The following is a 17,514-nucleotide window of genomic DNA, read 5'->3' as shown; positions in this document are numbered from 1 at the left end:
CGCGCGAAATTCCATTCTCCGACCCTCGCGCTGATCCCTTGGTGCAACCTTGCGTTTTGCAGGCGCGACTGGTCTGCTGCTTCCGGATGCGGGGGCGAGCGTGACCTACAACATTTCGATGACCCAGAGGCTGGCGCCGGGACAATCCTGGACGATCACCGACGGCATCGGCGTGAATTTCATTCACCCCGCAGCCGGTCAGTCGGTGGTGTCGTTCAACAACGCTGGGACCATCCTGATCAACACCAGCAGCCCCTTCATCGTAGCAGGCATCAACTACGACTACGGTAGCCTCGATGTAGGCTCGGTGTTCACCAATGAGGCGACCGGCGTCATCCGGATCAACTCAACGGGCGGTCAGAACATGACCATCGGCTTCACGTCTGCCCAAGGATTCGGCGGCTGGAACGGCGATCTGGTCAATCACGGCGTCTTCGAGGTCGTCGCCGTCCAAGACGCGCTCGGGGTCATGACCTCCGACATGACCTTCGTCTTCACCAACACCAACAGCTTCACCGTCCGGTCGAGCCACGATGCTTGGGGTGTTCTGGCCAGCAATGGCGCCACGGTGACGAACTCCGGCTTGCTTGAGGTAACCGGGGTCACGGCGGTCGGCGTCCGCACCGGGCGCGAGGCCGAGATAACCAACAGCGGGACCATACGCGCCGTGGCCACCTCGGCCGACGGCTGGAGCATCGGTATCGGCGTCGGCCACTCCGAACCGACGGTCAGCCACATTGTCAACACGGGCCTGATCGAGGCCCAGTACGCCATCCTCGACGAGACGGCCGGGTCTCCGCCCCAGGCGGCCGCCCAAGTGGTTACGAACTCGGGCCGAATCGTCGGCCTCGTCGATCTGGCGCGGGGCGACGACCGGCTGATCAATAGCGGCTCGATCTCAGGCGAGGTGTGGCTCGGCTATGGCGCGGACGTCTACGACGGTCGCGGTGGAAGCCATCTGGGCGCCGTCCACGGGGGCTTCGGGGACGATGACCTGACCGGCGGCGACGCCGGCGATATCCTGTTCGGCGAGGACGGCGACGATCACCTGGTCGGCGGCGGCGGCGACGACGTTCTTCAGGGCGGGCGGGGGAACAATGCCATAGACGCGGGGGCGGGGATCGACGCCGTGACCTACGCTGGCCTGACGATGGGCGTGGACCTGGACCTCGCCGGAGGCGTGGCCACCGCCGCGGGGCAGGATCAGATCAGCGGCGTGGAGAACGTCCACGGCAGTCGTTGGGCCGACCGGCTGCGGGGCGACTCGGCTGGCAACCTGCTTTTCGGCGCCGACGGCGACGACACCATCGACGGCCGCGGCGGAGCCGATGAGCTCGCCGGGGGTCGGGGCGCCGATACGCTGTCGGGCGGCGCGGGCACTGACGCCTTCCGCTTCGGCTTGGGCGACGGTGCCGATGTGATCACGGATCTGACCTCCGCCGACACTCTCGTCATCCATGGCTATTCGGCTTGGCGCGAGATTGTGCAGTCAGGCGCGGACGTCCGTATTGTCCTGTCCGAGACGGACTCGATCCTGCTGCTAAACACTACCGTCCACGTGGTCTCCGCCCGCACGAGCTTCACCACCTCAGCCCGGCCTGTCTATGAGATCGGGGGCGAAGCGCCGGCCTTGCTGGGAGAGTCCCACGTCGAAATCCGTGGTCGGTTCCACATCCTCGAAGGCGAGTCCGTGACGTTCGACGGCACGATCGGAACGCTGGCGGTCTACGGAATCCTCGAACCCGGCGCCGGGATTACGAACGGCGGCCTGATCACGGTCAATGCATTGAACAGCGCCGGTGGCGTGGGACTGGCGGGCTTCAACTTTGGCGGCAACTTCGACAATCTGGCGACGGGTGTGCTCAGGGTCGTCACCACCGGACCCGAGGTCATGGCGTTCGGCGTGGTCAGCGAAGGCTTTGACTCCGCCGTCAACAACCATGGTCTGATCGATGTGCGCAGCACCTATTCGGCGGTGGGTCTGAACGGCCTGCAGATGGCCATGTCCCTGTTCAACACCGGGATCCTTCACGTCGAGAGCGCGGGCCGCGCCTGGGGCGCCAACCTCCACTACCACGGCTCCCTCGAAAACCACGGCCTGATCGACGTCATCGGGTCCGGGGACGTGTTGGGAATTCGCAGCCTGACCTATTCCACCATTGTCAACCATGGAACGATCCGGGTCGAGAACCGCACCGGTAACTCCATCGGCATCCTGCTGGAATCCGATGTCATCGAAATCACCAATACGGGTCTGATCGAGGCCGACGTCGCGATCGACGCGAGGGGCTACGGGTGGGAGGTCACCCGTAGCTTCCTTGACAATTCCGGTGAGATTCGCGGCGCCGTCAGTCTTAGCAGCGGCGACGAGCGGGTGACCAACACCGGGCTGATCGACGGCGAGATCCGGCTTAACGAAGGCGACGATGTCTACGACGGAAGCGCCGGGAGACAGACCGGACCAGTCCACGGCGGTTGGGGTCGCGATCTGCTGATGGGCGGGGCGGATGCGGACCACCTGGTCGGGGAGGATTACTCGGACACCTTGATCGGCGGGGCGGGAGACGACCTGCTCGATGGCGGCGCGGGCGACGACTTCGTCAGCTACGCCGGCCCGCTCTCCGCCTACTCCTGGACAATCGACGGCGACACGATCACCATGACCGGCCCCGATGGCGTCGATACGCTGATAAGCGTGGAACTGCTGCGCTTCTCGGACCGGCTCATATCCCTGACTGGATACGGCATCCACGAGCGGGGTCTCGGCGGGGATGACGAAATCGTCGGAACTGAATTGAATGACGTCCTCGACGGCGGTCCGGTCCCCTACCTTTTTGAGATGCAGGGATCGACCGACAATGGGCGTGATCACCTATTCGGGCTGGCAGGCGATGATGTCCTGACCGGGGGTGGGCGAGAAGATCATCTCGATGGCGGCGACGGCGCCGATCAACTCGATGGCGGTCTCCAGGATGACGCCCTCCTTGGTGGCGGGGGGGATGACCGGCTTACCGGTGGCCGTGGCTCTGACCGGATAGAGGGCGGCGGCGGGAGCGACGTCGCGATCTTCACAGGGGCCCGTGCCGACTATGTGATCGTTACCGACAACGGCGTCACAACAGTGAGCGGGCCCGACGGCCAGCATCCCGGCAATGACACCATTACCCTCATCTCGACCGACCTCCTGACCGGCGTGGAGCGGCTTCAGTTTTCGGACCAGTTGCTCGTGCTGCGAGCCGACCCGACACAGGGAACGGCCGGGGCGGACATCATGAACGGCGGCGTCGGGGAGGACGCGCTGTACGGCGGCCCAGGCGCGGATCATCTGAATGGAGGCCCGGGCGACGATGAGCTGAACGGCGGCCTTGGCAACGATGTCATCAACGGCGGCGAGGGTTACGACACTCTGTTCGTGGAAGGCGCCATGGACGACTACCGCCTCCTCGCAGAGGGTGACCGCTTCATCCTGAAGGGCGTGGACGGCGGCGACAGTCTGACCGGGGTGGAAATGATCCGGTTCAGTCAGGGCGGCGAGATCGATCTGGCCCGGCAGTTCGGGATGGGTGACAGCGGCCCACTGGTCCTGCCCCCGATGGCTGGAAAGAGCGAGACGCCCGTTCCGCAAGTGCTGCCCGTCCGTGGTTCGGGCGGCGACGCGTTCGTGTTCAAGCCTGGCGCCGACGGTCCACAGATCCAGCCCGGCCTTCCGGACGTTCTGCTTGTCTGCGATCTCCCGCCAAGAAAATTTCCGGGCCTGACGCTGGAGCTCGCGGGCGATCACGCCCTGACGGTCTCGCTTCTGGATCATTACGGCTGGACAGAAGAAGGCCCCGCCGGGCTTCGTCCCTGCGGGCACGACTGGGCGGGCTAGACAAGCCCCCCGCCTTCACCTCCCGTTAACCATGTCGGCGCATCCCTGAACGCCTGTTCCCGGGGCCCTCCGCTTGCGCAATCTCGCCGCCGCTGTCGAAGCGATCGACCCGCTGGTCGTGACCGGAAAGGTCGCGGGCGTGAATGGTCTGCTGATCGAGTCCCGGGGCGGCCTGTCCCGTCTGGCCGTCGGCGCCCGGGCCGAGATCGCCCGGGGACGTCTCTCGCCCCTGCCGGCCGAGGTCGTCGGTTTCCGCGACGCCAAGGCCCTGCTGATGCCGTTCGGACCGGTGGAGGGCGTGGCCCCCGGCGCCGATATTCGCATCGTCTCCTCCGCCGCCAGCGTCCGCCCCACCACCGCTTGGCTGGGCCGCATCATCGACGCCTTCGGCCAGCCCATCGACGGCAAGGGTCCTCTTCCGGCCGGACCCGCCGCCTACCCCCTGCGCGCCCCGCCGCCTCCGGCCCATTCGCGCGGCCGGGTCGGCGAACGGCTCGACCTGGGCGTCCGGGCCATGGACGTCTTCACCACCACCTGCCGGGGCCAGCGCCTCGGCATCTTCGCCGGTTCCGGGGTGGGCAAGTCGGTGCTGCTGTCCATGCTGGCGCGCCAGGCCACCTGCGATGTCGTCGTCGTCGGCCTGATCGGGGAGCGGGGCCGGGAGGTCCGCGAGTTCATCGAGGAGACCCTTGGCGAGGAAGGCCTGAGGCGCGCCATCGTTGTCGTCGCCACGAGTGACGAGCCGGCGCTGAAGCGCCGCCAGGCCGCCTACATGACCATGGCCATCGCCGAATTCCTGCGCGACCAGGACCTTGAGGTTCTCTGCCTGATGGACAGCGTCACCCGCTTCGCCATGGCCCAGCGCGAAATCGGCCTGGCCGCCGGCGAGCCTCCGACCACCAAGGGCTACACCCCCACGGTCTTCACCGAACTGCCCAAGCTTCTGGAGCGCGCCGGTCCTGGCCCCGTCCGTCCCGACGGCACCACCGCGGGTCCGATCACCGCCCTGTTCACCGTACTGGTCGACGGCGGCGACCATGACGAGCCGATCGCCGACGCCGTGCGAGGCATCCTCGACGGCCACATCGTCATGGACCGCAAGATAGCCGAGCGCGGCCGTTTCCCGGCCATCGACGTGCTGAAGTCCGTCAGCCGCACCCTGCCAGGCTGCCAGACCCCGCCCGAGCGCGAGCTGAACCGCCGCGCCCGCCAGTGCCTGTCGGCCTATGCGAACATGGAAGAGCTGATCAGGATCGGCGCCTACCGCACCGGCGCCGATCCCATCGTCGACCGCGCCATCGCCCTCAATCCGGCCCTTGAGGCCTTTCTCGGCCAGGATCACCATGACGTGACGCGGCTGGCCGATTCCTTTGACCGTCTGGAAACCATTCTCAATCAGGGAATGATGCAGTGACCGGAGACGCATGATGACCGCTTGGGCCCAATCCCTGATCCGCATCTCCAGCTACGAGGTCGAGACGCTGCAGAAGCGGCTCGCCGAGATTACCGCCCGCCGGGCCTCCGCCGAAATGCGCATCGCCGTGCTCGAGGCCGAGGCCGAGATCGAACAGGAACGCGCCCGCGAGGACGCCGAGGCCGGCCTGTTGCTACAGGCCTATCTGAACGGCTGGAAGCTGCGCAAATCCGCCGCCGAGGCCGATGTCGTCGAGATCAGCGCAGAAGAGGAAGGGGCCCGCGACGCTCTGACCGGCGCCTTCGAGGAGCTGAAGAAGTTCGAGCACGTCGCCGAAACCACCCGCCTCAACCGACTGATCGCCGCCGGCAAGCGCGAGACCGCCGCCTTCGATGAACTGGGCCTGAGGCGCCGTGCGGGCTGAACCGCCCCGCCTGACTCGCCGTGCCCTGCTCGTGGCCCCCATCGCTCTCGCTGCCTGTGATCGCTTCGCCGTAGCGAGCCCGGCCGCCGGCCCCCTCGCGCCGCCGCTCAAGTCCCTTGCGCCGTTCCCGTTTGGCGCCACCGGCATGACCGGGCAGCTCGACCAGGCGGACTGGGTCGAACAGATCCTGCGCCACTGCTCCCAGCTAACGCCCGAGTGGGAGCAGAAGATGGAGCGCACCCTCGGCCCCGGCTTCACCTATGATTTCGAGCCGTCCGACCGGGTCGTCGCCTTCGCCCGCGACAACGGCCTGCGCGTCCACGGCCACACCCTGATCTGGTATTCGCAGGGGGCGAGCGTCTTCAACGACGACGTTCCCCGCGCTCGCTTCGCCGCCGAATACGACCGCTACATCTCGACCTTCGTCGGCCGCAACCGTGGGCAGATGGCGGGATGGGACGTGATCAACGAGCCAGTGGCCGAGGATGGCGACGGCCTGCGAGACTGCCACTGGAGCCGCGCCCTCGGCATGGACGGCTACATGGTTCGCGCCTTCGAACAGGCCAGGGCCGCCGATCCCGAGGCCGTCCTGTTCCTCAACGAGTACAATCTCGAGAACATTCCGGCGAAGGGCGCGACCTTCCTCCGCCTCGTCGAACGCCTGCTCAACCTCGGGGCGCCCATCGGCGGCATCGGAACCCAGTCGCACCTGAACATCGAGATACCCGCCGGACAGATCACGGCCTTCATGCGAGACGCCGCCTCCCTTGGCCTGCCGATCCATGTCTCGGAGCTGGACTTTCCGATGCAGCGCGACGGAGGCCGCCTGCCCGACCTGCGTTCCACCGCCGAACGCCGCGCACAGCAGGTCGCCCGCGTCGGCGAACTGGCCGAGGCCTTCATGGCCCTGCCCGAACGCCAGCGCTACGCCTTCACCACCTGGGGCCTGCGTGACTCCGACAGCTGGCTGGTCCGCGAAGAGGGCAAGAACCGCCCCGACGAAAGCGCCCTGCTGCTCGACGCCGAGGGCCGCGCCAATCCAGCCTATCAAGCCGTGGCCGAGGCGTTCGCGCGCTGACCCTCTCCCGATGGGAGAGGGCTTGAGCGCACGGCGGCGTAGCCGTCGTCCTTGCGCGAAAGGGTGTGGGTCGGCTGTCCGGGGGCGGCTTCGCCGCTCCAACCACCCGCCCCACATCCGACCGGGCTCCGCCCGGCCACCTTCTCCCATCGGGAGAAGGATCAGCCTCGCACGGCCACCACCCCCGCCGCCGCCAACGCCGCCAACAGCCTCGCCACCGCCGCCTCCACCTTCGCCTCATCCCGCCCCCGCACCACCAGATTCGTCCCCATCTCCCCGACTGACCCGTGCCCGAACGGATAGCTGCCGAAACTGACCTCCCGCTCCGCCCGCGCCGCCGCCGTCAGCATCTCAGCCACGTCCCCCTCCCCGACGCCCGTCACCCGCACCGTCCGCGCATGCACCACCGCCCCGGTCCTCAGCCGGGGGGCCACATCCTCCAGCATGGCCGTCATGATCTTCGGCACGCCCGCCATGACGAAGACGTTGCCGATCTGGAAGCCCGGAGCGTCCGTCACCGGATTGGCGATCAGCCTCCCGCCCTCGGGTATCCGCGCCATCCGCCGCCGCGGCGCATTGAACTCCGCCCCATAGCGCCGCTGCAGGATCGCCAGCGCCTCCGGATGCTCCGGCAGGGCCACCCCGAACGCCGTCGCGACCGCATCGGCGGTGATGTCGTCATGCGTCGGCCCGATGCCCCCGGTGGTGAAGACATAGTCGTGCCCGGCTCTCAGCGCGTTCAGCGCCTCGACGATCTGCGCCTTGCGGTCCCCGACCGTCCGCGCCTCCATCAGATCGATCCCCAGCGCCGCCAGGAACCGCGCGATGGTGTTCAGGTTGGTGTCCTGCGTCCGTCCGGACAGCACCTCGTCGCCGATGATCAGGACGGCGGCGGTCGGAGAGGATTCGGTCATCGGTCCACGCTAGACTGTCGCAGGCCGGCGGTCATCGTAGCGCCTTGAGCTTGTGTGCTATGATGGCCATCTGAAATCCGAGCCGACCCCGACCGAAAGCCCACGATGTACGAGACCCCCGAACTGGACAGCGACGCCTTCGTCCGCACCCACGAGATCCGCGTCCATGACGCCGAGGGCTTCGAGGGCATGCGCAAGGCCGGTCGCCTGGTCGCCGAGGCGCTCGACATGATCACCGAATACGTCAGGCCGGGCGTCACCACGGGCGAGATCGACGACCGCATCCGCGAGTTCACCCTCGACCACGGCGCCCTGCCCGCCTGCCTCGGCTACAAGGGCTATGAGAAGACCGTCTGCACCTCGATCAACCACGTCGTCTGCCACGGCATCCCCGGCGACAAGGTTCTCAAGGACGGCGACATCGTCAACATCGACCACACCGTCATCGTCGACGGCTGGCACGGCGACTCCAGCCGCATGTACCCGGTCGGAAACATCAACGCCCGCGCCCGCAAGCTGATCGACGTCACCTACGACGCGCTCGAGGCCGGCCTCGCCGTGATCAAGCCCGGCGCCACCTTCGGCGACATCGGCTACGCCATCCAGCAGGTAGTCGAGGCCAACCGCATGTCCGTCGTCCGCGACTTCTGCGGCCACGGCATCGGCCGCATCTTCCACGACAGCCCCAACGTTCTCCATTACGGCCGCCGCGGCGAGGGCGCGACGTTGAAACAGGGGATGTTCTTCACCGTCGAGCCGATGGTGAACCTGGGCAAGCCGCACGTGAAGGTCCTGTCCGACGGCTGGACCGCCGTCACCCGCGACAAGTCCCTGTCGGCCCAGTGCGAGCACAGCATCGGCGTCACCGAGGACGGGGTCGAACTCTTCACCGCCAGCCCGGCGGGGCTGTTCCGGCCGAAATTCTGACCGGGTAGGCGCGGGCCGAACGGCCTGAACCGCCGAACTGGACGTTCCCTGTCTGTTCTGGCATCGTACGGGCACTCATCCGGAGGCCGCCGTGTCATCAGTGCTGCCCTTCCCGACTCCGCCGCCGCGTCAGGCCCCGCCCTCCGCCGCGGTCATCGCCCTGAAGGGATCCGGCCTGTCCGGCCACCGGGAACGGCTGCGGGACCGCGCCCGCGCGGCGGGCCTGCACCACCTGCCCGACTACGAACTGCTAGAACTCTTCCTGTTCCGCAGCCAGCCTCAGGGCGACGTCAAGCCGATCGCCAAGGCTCTGCTGGCCCGCTTCGGCTCGCTCGCGGCGGTGCTGGCCGCCTCGGTCGAGGATCTGATGACGGTGAAGTCCGAGGACGCGCGCGGGCGGACCCGGGGTATCGGCGCGGAGACCGCCCTCGACCTGGCCGCCCTGCACGAGGTCGCGCGGCGGGTCACGCTCGAGGAGGCCGGCAAGCGCACCGTCATCTCCTCGTGGACCGCCCTGCTCGCCTACGTCCGCCTCTCGCTCCAGCATGAGCCGCGCGAGCAGTTCCGCGTGCTCTATCTCGACAACCGCAACCAGCTGATCCTCGACGAAATCCAGAATCGCGGCACCGTCGACCACGCCCCGGTCTATCCGCGCGAGGTGGTGCGCCGGGCCCTGGAGCTTTCGGCCAAGTCGATGATCATCGTCCACAACCACCCGTCGGGCGACCCGACCCCGTCGCGCCCCGACATCGAGATGACCCGCCAGGTCATCGAAGCCGCCCGGGCGCTGGAGCTGTCAGTCCACGACCATCTCATCGTAGGTCGCGACGGCGTGGCCAGCTTCAAGCAACTGGGGCTGATGTGAGCGGCCCTTCCCGCAGGACCGTGCTCGGCGCCTCTCCGGTCGCCGCCCTGGCGACCGCCGCCGCCCGAACCACCGCCTCCGCCGTCATGGTCTCCACCTGGGACTTCGGCGCCGCCGCCAATGCCGCCGGCCTGGCGGTCCGCGCGACTGGCGGCTCGGCGCTCGACATGGTCGAGGCCGGCGGCCGCGTGGCCGAGGCGGACGAGAGCAATTCGTCGGTCGGCCTCGGCGGCCTGCCCGACCGCGACGGCCGGGTAACGCTGGACGCCTGCGTCATGACCTGGGCCGGTGACATCGGCGCGGTGTGCGCGCTCGAGGACGTAGTCCACGCCGTCTCCGTCGCCCGCCGGGTCATGGAGCGCACGCCCCACACCATGCTGGTCGGGGAGGGCGCGCGCACCTTCGCCGTCGATCAGGGCTTCCCCACGCAAGACCTGCTCACCCCCCGCGCCGAGGCGGCCTGGCGGGAATGGCTGGAGACCGCCGACTACGCCCCGCGCATCAACAGCGAGAACATCGACTGGAACGGCGGCGCGGCCAACCACGACACTATCGGCCTGCTGGCCATCGACGCCGCCAACCGCATGGCCGGCGCCTGCACCACTTCCGGCATGGCCTTCAAAATGCGCGGCAGGGTCGGCGACAGCCCGCTGATCGGCGCCGGCCTCTATGTCGACGACGAGGTCGGCGGCGCCACCGCCACCGGTGTTGGCGAGGACGTCGTTCGCGTCGCCGGCTCGCATGCCGTCGTCGAGGCCATGCGCGCCGGCCTCGACCCCACGACCGCCTGTCGCCGTGTTGTCGAACGGCTGGCCCGGCTGCGGGGCGCCAGGGTCGCCGGTTCGCAGGTCGCCCTGCTGGCGCTCGACAAACAGGGCCGCGCCGGGGGCTTTGCGCTCCAGCCCGGCTTCACCTACGCCGTTACCGACGCGAGCGGCCAGACCCGTATCGAGCGCGCCGGAGCCCTGTTCGAGCCCTCATGACCAGCACCCTTATCACCGAACGCCTGACCCTGACCCCGGTGGACGTGGCGGACTATGACGACCTGTGCGCCCTCTGGGCCGATCCCGCCTTCATCCGCCACATCTTTCCCGAGCCCTTGACCGGCGAGGACGTCTGGTTCCGCCTGCTGCGCGATATCGGCCACTGGGAGGCGCTGGGCCACGGCAACTGGACCATCCGGCTGAAGGACACCGGCGAGCATGTCGGCAGCGTCGGCGTGCTGGACTTCCACCGGGTGCTCGATCCGCCTTTCGACGCCCCGGAACTCGGCTGGGGCGTCCAGCCGCGCTTCCAGGGCAAGGGCCTCGCCTTCGAGGCCCTCTCCGCAGCCCTGGCCTGGTGCGACGACAGCCTCAACGCGCCGCGCACGGTCTGCATGATCTCGCCCGACAACGGCCCCTCCATCGCCCTCGCCCGCCGGGCCGGCTACGCGCCCTACGTCGAGACGACCTACAAGGGCGAGGCGGTGACCCTGTTCGAGCGCACCGCCGCCTGAACCGCCGCGCGTGTAGCCAGCCATTAAGGTTTACGCGGCAATCTGGCCGGTGAAATTCGAGAGAGAACCGCCGCCCCATGCCCATGTCCGTCGATGAGCTTCGCGGCCACCTGGCCGGAGCCTTTCCCGATGCCGAGATCGTCATCGACGATCTGGCCGGCGACGGCGACCACTATCGCGCCCGCGTCGTCTCGACCGCGTTCGCGGGCCTGCCCCGCGTGCGCCAGCACCAGCTCGTCTACGCGGCGCTGAAGGGCAAGATGGGCGGTGAACTTCACGCGCTGGCGCTCGAGACCTCTGCCCCGGCCAACCCCTCCCCCGCCAACCCCTCCCCGGCAGGAGACTGAACCATGCGCTACCGTCCCTTCGGACAGGCGGGTCAGGCGGTTTCGGCGCTGACGCTGAGCCTTGGCCCGCGCGACATCTCCCACGGGCCGGTGGCCGGCCGCGAGCTGATCTATTCGGCGCTGGAATCCGGCATCAACAGCTACCGGCTGGAGACCGCGGATCCCGTGCTGGCGGAAATTCTCGGTCAGGCCCTGAAGCATGTGGACCGCAAGCTGGTCCAGGTTTCGCTCACCCTCGGCGCCGGGGACGGCCGCCGGGGATCGGATCGCGACTTCTCGGCCGAGGGCATCACCTCGGCCATCGACCGCGCACTCGGCATCTCCGGCCTCGGCTGGTTCGATCTCGCCATCCTCGACGAACCCGCCGACCACGAACTCCCGCAGTCGACGCTCAACGCTCTCAAGGCCCTGCGCGCCACCGAGCGGGTCCGCCTGCTGGGCATTTCGGGCGACGGCGACGTTATGGACACCTATGTCTCCACCGGAGCCTTCGACGTCCTGATCTCGCCCTTCCACGTCAACTCGCCGTGGCAGGTCCGCTCCCGCCTTCGCGCCGCCCAGGAAGCGGACATGGCCATCTTCGTCTACGACTACTTCCCGGAGAGCCTCGACACGGCGAAGAAGGCGGCCACCGTGCATCAGCCGAAGAAGGGCCTGTTCGGCTTTGGCGGGCCGAAGACCAAGGCCAATCCGCTGGCCCATGCTGGCACCTTCGCCTTCCTGCACCGCACCAACAACTGGCCCGCGGAGGCCATCTGCCTGGCCTACGCCCTGACCGACCCCTCGGTCTCCAGCGTGCTGATCCGCGCCAGCGACACGGAGCGGCTGAACATGCTCGGCCTGGTGCCGGATCGCGACATGCCGCCGGGCCTCGCCGCCCAGATCGAGATGGCGCGCGTCGCGGCCGCCAAGGCCGCCTGAGACCTTCCGACGCCTTGACCCCGCCCCTTTGGGCGCCTAGCTGACGGCCTTCACCGAAAGGCCAGTACCAGTGACCGATCAAGCCGTCGCCAATCCCGTCCAGACCTTCATCGCCGATACGGTGAAACAGCATGACGTCGTGCTGTTCATGAAGGGCACGCCGGACGCGCCGCGTTGCGGCTTCTCCTCCCTGGCGGTGCAGATCCTCGACCACGTCGGCGCGCCCTTTGTCGGCGTCGACGTGCTGCAGGACGAGGCCCTGCGCGACGGCATCAAGGTCTTCAGCGACTGGCCGACCATTCCCCAGCTCTACGTCAAGGGTGAGTTCGTCGGCGGCTCCGACATCGTCCGCGAAATGTTCAATGCGGGCGAACTCCAGACGCTGCTGGCTGACAAGGGCGTGCCGCTCGGCGACGCCGAGGCCTGATGGCCAGGGCCCAGCTCGAACCCCGGGCCGACCGCGAGATCTTCGTCGTCCCGCTGGAAGTCAGGCCCGGGCACATCGACGACAACGGCCACGTCAACAACGTCGTCTATGTCGGCTGGCTGCAGGATGCCGGCACGGCCCACTGGAACGCCCGCTTCGACCCGGAAACCCGCGCGAAATGGTCGTGGGTCGCCGTGCGGCACGAGATCGACTATTTTCGCCCCCTGCTCCCGGACGCCACCGACGTGAAGGCCCGCACCTGGGTCGGCGACCCGCACGGCCCGCGCTTCAACCGGTATGTCCGCATCGAGGACGCCGAGGGCCGGCTTTGCGCCCAAGGGGTATCGGAATGGGTCCTGGTCGACGCCGCCACCATGCGGCCGCACCGCATCCCGCCGGACATGCTGCCGGCCTTCGAGGCGCGCTGACCCCTCTCAGCCCTGCGGCAGCTGGTAGGGATTCTCGACCGACACCCGGCTGCCAGGCGCCAGCCCCATTTCCTGGAAGCTCCAGCGCATCTCGACGCCCTCGGCGCGCGGCTCGAGGCAGCGGTCTTCCTTGATCCGGCGCAGGGTGATCACCGAAGCGTCGCCGGCGCGGCGGACCACCGGCGTCAGGTCTGACTTCTGGGTGCAGCCATTCGAACTGACCCAGAACACCGCCTGGTCCTGAACGATGGCCACGGCGTGGACCGGCTCGATCTGCCCCGGCGTTTCCGCAGTCTCCACCGCCAGCGCCTCAGGCATGAACCTGTCGACCAGCGCGCACCCCGGCAGGACGGCGACCAGCGCCAGGGCCCCCGCGAGCGTGACGATCCGTTTCATTCCCGGCCTCCCGCGCCGAAATCCTGAACCCGGCCAATGTGCGCCTGTTCGCCCGCGAGGGGAACCCGATGCATACGGAAAGGGCCCCGGATTGCTCCGGGGCCCTTGTTGGTGGCGCCAGCGCTCGCCGCGCGGCGGCTCACTGCCTGAGCGCATTTCCGGCCCGACGCTCAAGTCGCGAGTGACCGCGTCGCGAGCATCGCGCCAGAAAGATTACGACGAGTAGTATTCCACGACCAGGTTCGGCTCCATCTTGACCGGGAACGGCACGTCGGCCAGTTCCGGCACGCGGACGTAGCGGACCGAGAAGCCGCGGTCGCCCAACTCCAGATAGTCGGGCACGTCGCGTTCCGACGACTGCTGGGCCTCAAGCACCAGCGCCATCGAGCGGGACTTTTCCTTGACCTCGACGACCTGCCCCGGCTTGACCCGGTACGAGGCGATGTCGACCTTCTTGCCGTCGACGGTCACGTGGCCGTGGCTGACGAACTGGCGCGCGGCCCAGGGGGTCGGGACGAATTTGGCGCGGTAGACGATGGCGTCCAGGCGCGATTCCAGCAGGCCGATCAGGTTTTCCGAGCTGTTGCCCTTGCGGCGCGACGCCTCTTCATAGGTCGCGGCGAACTGCTTCTCGGTGATGTTGGCGTAGTAGCCCTTCAGCTTCTGCTTGGCCTTCAGCTGCAGGCCGAAGTCCGAGACCTTCGACTTGCGGCGCTGGCCGTGCTGGCCGGGGCCGTAGGAACGCTTGTTGACCGGGGATTTCGAGCGGCCCCACAGGTTTTCACCCATGACCCGGTCGAGTTTGTACTTGGCGCTATGGCGCTTGGACATAAGTCACTCTTTTCAATGATGCGGCCCGGTCCCTCCCCAGATGGAGAGACGATCTCAACGGCGGTCCACGCATCGTCCGTAGTGGATCACGCAACGCGGCGAGCCGGTGGCGTGAAGGCGGGGCTTATGACGGCCGTCCCCCCTTGAGTCAAGGCTGGGCGGACGAGTCCGGGATCCAGACGAAGCCGTCATCGACGCGCTGGAACCGGCCGACCCCAGGGAAGGGGAAATGCACGCCGTAAATTCGTCGTGTCCCGGTCACGCCGCGCTCCAGCAGATCCTGCCGCGTCGCCACCGCCGCGGCGTTGTCGCTGTCCCAGGCGTTGCGCCACTGCGGTCGCTGCACCGAAATGACCGAACTGTGCATGGCGTCGCCGATGTACAGCAGCCGGTCCTCGCCCGAGACGATCTCATAGCCGCTGTGCCCCGGCGTGTGACCGGCCAGCGGAACCGCCTTGATCGACGGGGTCACCTGGGCGCCGGGCGCGAACGGTTCGACCTTGGGCGTGATGGCCGCCAGCAGGGCGCCTGCCCCGGCTTCCTCCGCGCTGGCACGGGCGTAGGCCCACTCCGGCGCGCTCATGCGGACTGTGGCGTTGGGGAAAGTCAGCTGTCCGTCAGGACCGACCAGACCGCCAACATGATCACCGTGGGCGTGCGAGATCAGAACATCGGTGACCTGCCCCGGCTCTACGCCTGCGGCCCGCAAGGACGCTGTCAGCTTGCCCTCGGTACCCATCTGGCCTCCGGCCCCGGCGTCGATCAGCACCACCCGCTCGCCGTCCCGCACCAGAAGGGGCTGGATCGAAAGATGGATCGTCCCGTCTGTCACGCCCGTCGAGGTCAACAGGGCCGACACCTCGGCGACATTGGTCCAGGGACTCGTCTTCGCGTCGCCGGCCGTGATGTTGATCGTGCCGTCCCTCAGCGCAGTCGCCTCCAGAGTGCCAATGCGAACGGCGCTGACGTCCGGGCTGACGGGCGCGGGGACTGCCGCCTTCGCAGCCGTCTGATCCCCCTGCGCAGGACCCTCGCGGCTACAACCCGCCACGCCCGCCAAGGTCGCCAGCATCAGGCCGGCGGCGGCGATTTTGAACGATGGCGTCATCGGCGGGCCCTCCCAAGTCATCACCCGATGACCTAGATAGGGCAAAATCGCGGCGCCGCCAGCCCGTCACCGTCAAAAAGACGGCGACGGTTCTCCGACGGTCAGCGTGTGGCTGCCGCGAACAGTTCGTTGGCCTTGTTCCAGTTCACCACCGTCCAGAAGGCCTTCAGATAGTCGGCCCGGCGGTTCTGGTACTTCAGGTAATAGGCGTGCTCCCAGACGTCGGCGGCCAGCACCACGGCGCCCTTCTCGTCGGCCACGTCCATCAGCGGATTGTCCTGGTTCGGCGTCGAGGTGACCTTCAGCTTGCCGTCCTGGACGATCAACCAGGCCCAGCCCGAACCGAACTGACCGGCGCCGGCCGCGTTGAAGGCCTCCTTGAATTTCTCCATCCCGTCCAGATCGCGGTCGATGGCGGCGGCCAGTTCGGTCGACGGCTCGCCGGTCTGGCCTTGCGGCGCCAGAAGTTCCCAGAACAGGCTGTGGTTCCAGTGCCCGCCGCCGTTGTTGCGCACGGCCTTCGGCGCGCTCGAGATGTTGGCGAACAGCTCCTCCAGCGATTTCCCCTGCAGGGCGCTGTCGGCGTCCACCGCCTTGTTCAGATTGTCGACATAGGCCTGATGGTGCTTGTCGTGGTGAAACTCCATCGTCGCCTTGTCGATGGCCGGCTCCAGGGCGTCATAGGCATACGGGAGGGGCGGAAGCGTAAAGGCCATGGGGAGGCTCCTTCGACGGGTTTCGGGGAGCCCTCATCTAGGCGCCCGCGCGGCGAACCCAAGCCCGGAGGCCGAATTCTGTCCTCTCAGCCTTCAGGCAGATTGGCCTTCAGACAGTCGCGCACGGCCCGCCGCAGGTCCCCGGAGGCGGACGCGAAATCCACCCCCTCGGCCTCGAACACGGCCCGCGTCGCGGCGTCCAGCCCGCTGGGCAGGGCTGCGACGACGCGCTTCTCGCCCTTCGGATGCAGGCAGAACCCCACCTCCCGGCACAGGGCGGCGAACATCTCGTCATGGGCGGAGCTGGATGTGTTGGAAGCGTCGGTCATGTCGTCCCCTAGCACGGCTTCAGGGCAGCAGGCCGGTCAGCCAGTGCATTATGTTCAGGCCGAAGCGCGCATTGCCCAGGGCCGCATTCATGCCGAAGCGCCGATCGGCCTGGCCGCTCTCCGGCGGATAGCGAATCAGCTGCGCCGACAGCATCCCGGCCTCGCCCAGCACCACCACCCGTCCCCGACCGTATTCGAAGGCCAGTCCCTGGGCCGGCAACGCCGGCCTCGACAGTTCCGCGATCGCCGCATCGGGAACAGCGGCATCATCCAGCCGATCCGCCAGGGCCTGCAACGTCGGCAGGTCCGGAGACTCCCTCGCCCCATCCGTCATGTGCAGCAGCACCGTCGCTCCCTCGGGCCCCGCCAGCGACTGGCCGGTGAAAGCAGTCACGCTATCCACCCGCTCCGAGGCGTCACGCCCGGCGAAGATGGGGTGAGCCCCGAACGCCTCGGCGGGGTAGGTCAGGTTGGTCGTCAGGTCGCCGCCCCCGTCCGTCATCGCGAAGGCGTAGCCCGTGCCCATCCTGACGCCGAACCGCGCCGCCAGCGCCTCTGCCGCCGCCCCGAACGGCGTGTGATCGGCGATCAGCAGCAGCTTGCCGCCCGCCCGGACCCACGCCTCCAGCGCCGCGCCCTCGGCCTCCGTGAAGGCCGGCGGCGTCGGCTGCTCGCTTGTGGCGCCGGCGTTGGCGATGACCAGAACATCGACGCCGTCGAGGCCACCGGCGTCGAACGCCAGCGTTCCGGCCTGCACACGATAGCCGTCGGCCCTCAGCAGGGCTGCGAACGGCGCGTACTGCCCGTTCATCCTGTGGTAATTCAGATGCGCCTCGTCGATCGTCACGACCGGTCCCTGCGCCTCGGCATACGCCGGGCGTTCCACCGTCGGACGAAAGTCCGGATCGACCATCTGCTGCTGGGCCAGCGTGGGGGCGGCGAGCGCCAGCGCGAGCACGCCGGCGGCGAGTGCGGCAAGTCTCATCGATATCCCTCCTCAGGTCCGGGCCTCACCCTGAC

The 17,514-nt window shown here is 68.1% G+C and carries 19 protein-coding genes; 12 read left to right on the top strand and 7 right to left on the bottom strand.

Annotated features, from left to right (window positions below; all coding sequences use genetic code 11):
• The first annotated feature begins 100 nt into the window (after nucleotides 1–100).
• The 4 genes from VEA62_RS03945 (at nucleotide 101) to VEA62_RS03930 (ending at nucleotide 6,787) form a co-directional block, all read left to right on the top strand.
• Nucleotides 101–3,871, top strand: coding sequence for a calcium-binding protein (locus VEA62_RS03945; RefSeq protein WP_324818686.1), 3,771 nt, complete (start codon nucleotides 101–103; stop codon nucleotides 3,869–3,871).
• 73 nt (nucleotides 3,872–3,944) lie between these two features.
• The gene (fliI, locus tag VEA62_RS03940) at nucleotides 3,945–5,285 is read left to right on the top strand and encodes a flagellar protein export ATPase FliI (protein WP_324818684.1); all 1,341 of its coding nucleotides are present in this window, start codon (nucleotides 3,945–3,947) and stop codon (nucleotides 5,283–5,285) included.
• 13 nt (nucleotides 5,286–5,298) lie between these two features.
• On the top strand, nucleotides 5,299–5,709 hold the full coding sequence (locus VEA62_RS03935) for a flagellar export protein FliJ (protein ID WP_324818681.1): 411 nt from the start codon (nucleotides 5,299–5,301) through the stop codon (nucleotides 5,707–5,709).
• Nucleotides 5,699–6,787: an endo-1,4-beta-xylanase gene (locus VEA62_RS03930; RefSeq protein WP_324818679.1), complete on the top strand. Its 1,089-nt coding sequence runs from the start codon at nucleotides 5,699–5,701 to the stop codon at nucleotides 6,785–6,787. The genes VEA62_RS03935 and VEA62_RS03930 overlap by 11 nt, the downstream gene beginning before the upstream one ends.
• Nucleotides 6,788–6,948: 161 nt before the next feature.
• On the opposite strand, the gene VEA62_RS03925 is transcribed toward VEA62_RS03930, so the two are convergent.
• Nucleotides 6,949–7,701 carry a competence/damage-inducible protein A gene (locus tag VEA62_RS03925; protein WP_324818677.1) on the bottom strand — a complete coding sequence of 251 codons (753 nt, stop codon included), beginning with the start codon at nucleotides 7,699–7,701 and terminating at the stop codon, nucleotides 6,949–6,951.
• 105 nt (nucleotides 7,702–7,806) lie between these two features.
• On the opposite strand from VEA62_RS03925, the gene map reads away from it, so the two are divergent.
• From map to VEA62_RS03885, 8 genes are all read left to right on the top strand, one after another.
• The gene (gene map / locus VEA62_RS03920) at nucleotides 7,807–8,628 is read left to right on the top strand and encodes a type I methionyl aminopeptidase (RefSeq protein ID WP_324818674.1); all 822 of its coding nucleotides are present in this window, start codon (nucleotides 7,807–7,809) and stop codon (nucleotides 8,626–8,628) included.
• Between the two features lie 154 nt (nucleotides 8,629–8,782).
• Nucleotides 8,783–9,493: a RadC family protein gene (gene radC / locus VEA62_RS03915; RefSeq protein ID WP_324818814.1), complete on the top strand. Its 711-nt coding sequence runs from the start codon at nucleotides 8,783–8,785 to the stop codon at nucleotides 9,491–9,493.
• Nucleotides 9,490–10,476: a N(4)-(beta-N-acetylglucosaminyl)-L-asparaginase gene (locus VEA62_RS03910; protein WP_324818672.1), complete on the top strand. Its 987-nt coding sequence runs from the start codon at nucleotides 9,490–9,492 to the stop codon at nucleotides 10,474–10,476. Before radC ends, VEA62_RS03910 begins: the two co-directional genes overlap by 4 nt.
• Nucleotides 10,473–10,991: a GNAT family N-acetyltransferase gene (locus VEA62_RS03905; RefSeq protein WP_324818670.1), complete on the top strand. Its 519-nt coding sequence runs from the start codon at nucleotides 10,473–10,475 to the stop codon at nucleotides 10,989–10,991. Before VEA62_RS03910 ends, VEA62_RS03905 begins: the two co-directional genes overlap by 4 nt.
• A gap of 77 nt (nucleotides 10,992–11,068) precedes the next feature.
• Nucleotides 11,069–11,338: a BolA family transcriptional regulator gene (locus VEA62_RS03900; RefSeq protein ID WP_324818668.1), complete on the top strand. Its 270-nt coding sequence runs from the start codon at nucleotides 11,069–11,071 to the stop codon at nucleotides 11,336–11,338.
• Nucleotides 11,339–11,341: 3 nt separating this feature from the next.
• The gene (locus VEA62_RS03895) at nucleotides 11,342–12,259 is read left to right on the top strand and encodes an aldo/keto reductase (RefSeq protein WP_324818667.1); all 918 of its coding nucleotides are present in this window, start codon (nucleotides 11,342–11,344) and stop codon (nucleotides 12,257–12,259) included.
• Between the two features lie 70 nt (nucleotides 12,260–12,329).
• Nucleotides 12,330–12,686 (top strand): Grx4 family monothiol glutaredoxin, encoded by a 357-nt coding sequence (grxD, locus tag VEA62_RS03890; protein WP_324818665.1) that lies wholly within the window; start codon nucleotides 12,330–12,332, stop codon nucleotides 12,684–12,686.
• Nucleotides 12,686–13,114 (top strand): thioesterase family protein, encoded by a 429-nt coding sequence (locus VEA62_RS03885; RefSeq protein ID WP_324818662.1) that lies wholly within the window; start codon nucleotides 12,686–12,688, stop codon nucleotides 13,112–13,114. The genes grxD and VEA62_RS03885 overlap by 1 nt, the downstream gene beginning before the upstream one ends.
• Before the next feature lie 6 nt (nucleotides 13,115–13,120).
• On the opposite strand, the gene VEA62_RS03880 is transcribed toward VEA62_RS03885, so the two are convergent.
• From VEA62_RS03880 to VEA62_RS03855, 6 genes are all read right to left on the bottom strand, one after another.
• A complete protein-coding gene (locus tag VEA62_RS03880; RefSeq protein ID WP_324818659.1) occupies nucleotides 13,121–13,510 on the bottom strand; it encodes a hypothetical protein in 390 nt (129 codons plus the stop codon).
• Nucleotides 13,511–13,723: 213 nt separating this feature from the next.
• Nucleotides 13,724–14,341, bottom strand: coding sequence for a 30S ribosomal protein S4 (rpsD, locus tag VEA62_RS03875; RefSeq protein ID WP_324818656.1), 618 nt, complete (start codon nucleotides 14,339–14,341; stop codon nucleotides 13,724–13,726).
• A gap of 148 nt (nucleotides 14,342–14,489) precedes the next feature.
• Nucleotides 14,490–15,449 carry an MBL fold metallo-hydrolase gene (locus tag VEA62_RS03870; protein WP_324818654.1) on the bottom strand — a complete coding sequence of 320 codons (960 nt, stop codon included), beginning with the start codon at nucleotides 15,447–15,449 and terminating at the stop codon, nucleotides 14,490–14,492.
• A 101-nt stretch (nucleotides 15,450–15,550) separates the two neighbouring features.
• Nucleotides 15,551–16,165, bottom strand: coding sequence for a superoxide dismutase (locus tag VEA62_RS03865; RefSeq protein ID WP_324818651.1), 615 nt, complete (start codon nucleotides 16,163–16,165; stop codon nucleotides 15,551–15,553).
• Between the two features lie 86 nt (nucleotides 16,166–16,251).
• A complete protein-coding gene (locus VEA62_RS03860; protein ID WP_324818649.1) occupies nucleotides 16,252–16,494 on the bottom strand; it encodes a hypothetical protein in 243 nt (80 codons plus the stop codon).
• A 19-nt stretch (nucleotides 16,495–16,513) separates the two neighbouring features.
• Nucleotides 16,514–17,479 (bottom strand): DUF4350 domain-containing protein, encoded by a 966-nt coding sequence (locus VEA62_RS03855; RefSeq protein ID WP_324818647.1) that lies wholly within the window; start codon nucleotides 17,477–17,479, stop codon nucleotides 16,514–16,516.
• Nucleotides 17,480–17,514 lie beyond the last annotated feature (35 nt).

Origin of the sequence: Brevundimonas sp. (assembly GCF_035627475.1) — a bacterium.
Taxonomy (GTDB): domain Bacteria; phylum Pseudomonadota; class Alphaproteobacteria; order Caulobacterales; family Caulobacteraceae; genus Brevundimonas.
Note: the sequence above shows the minus strand (reverse complement) of the source record. Positions and strands in the feature narration are given on the sequence as shown.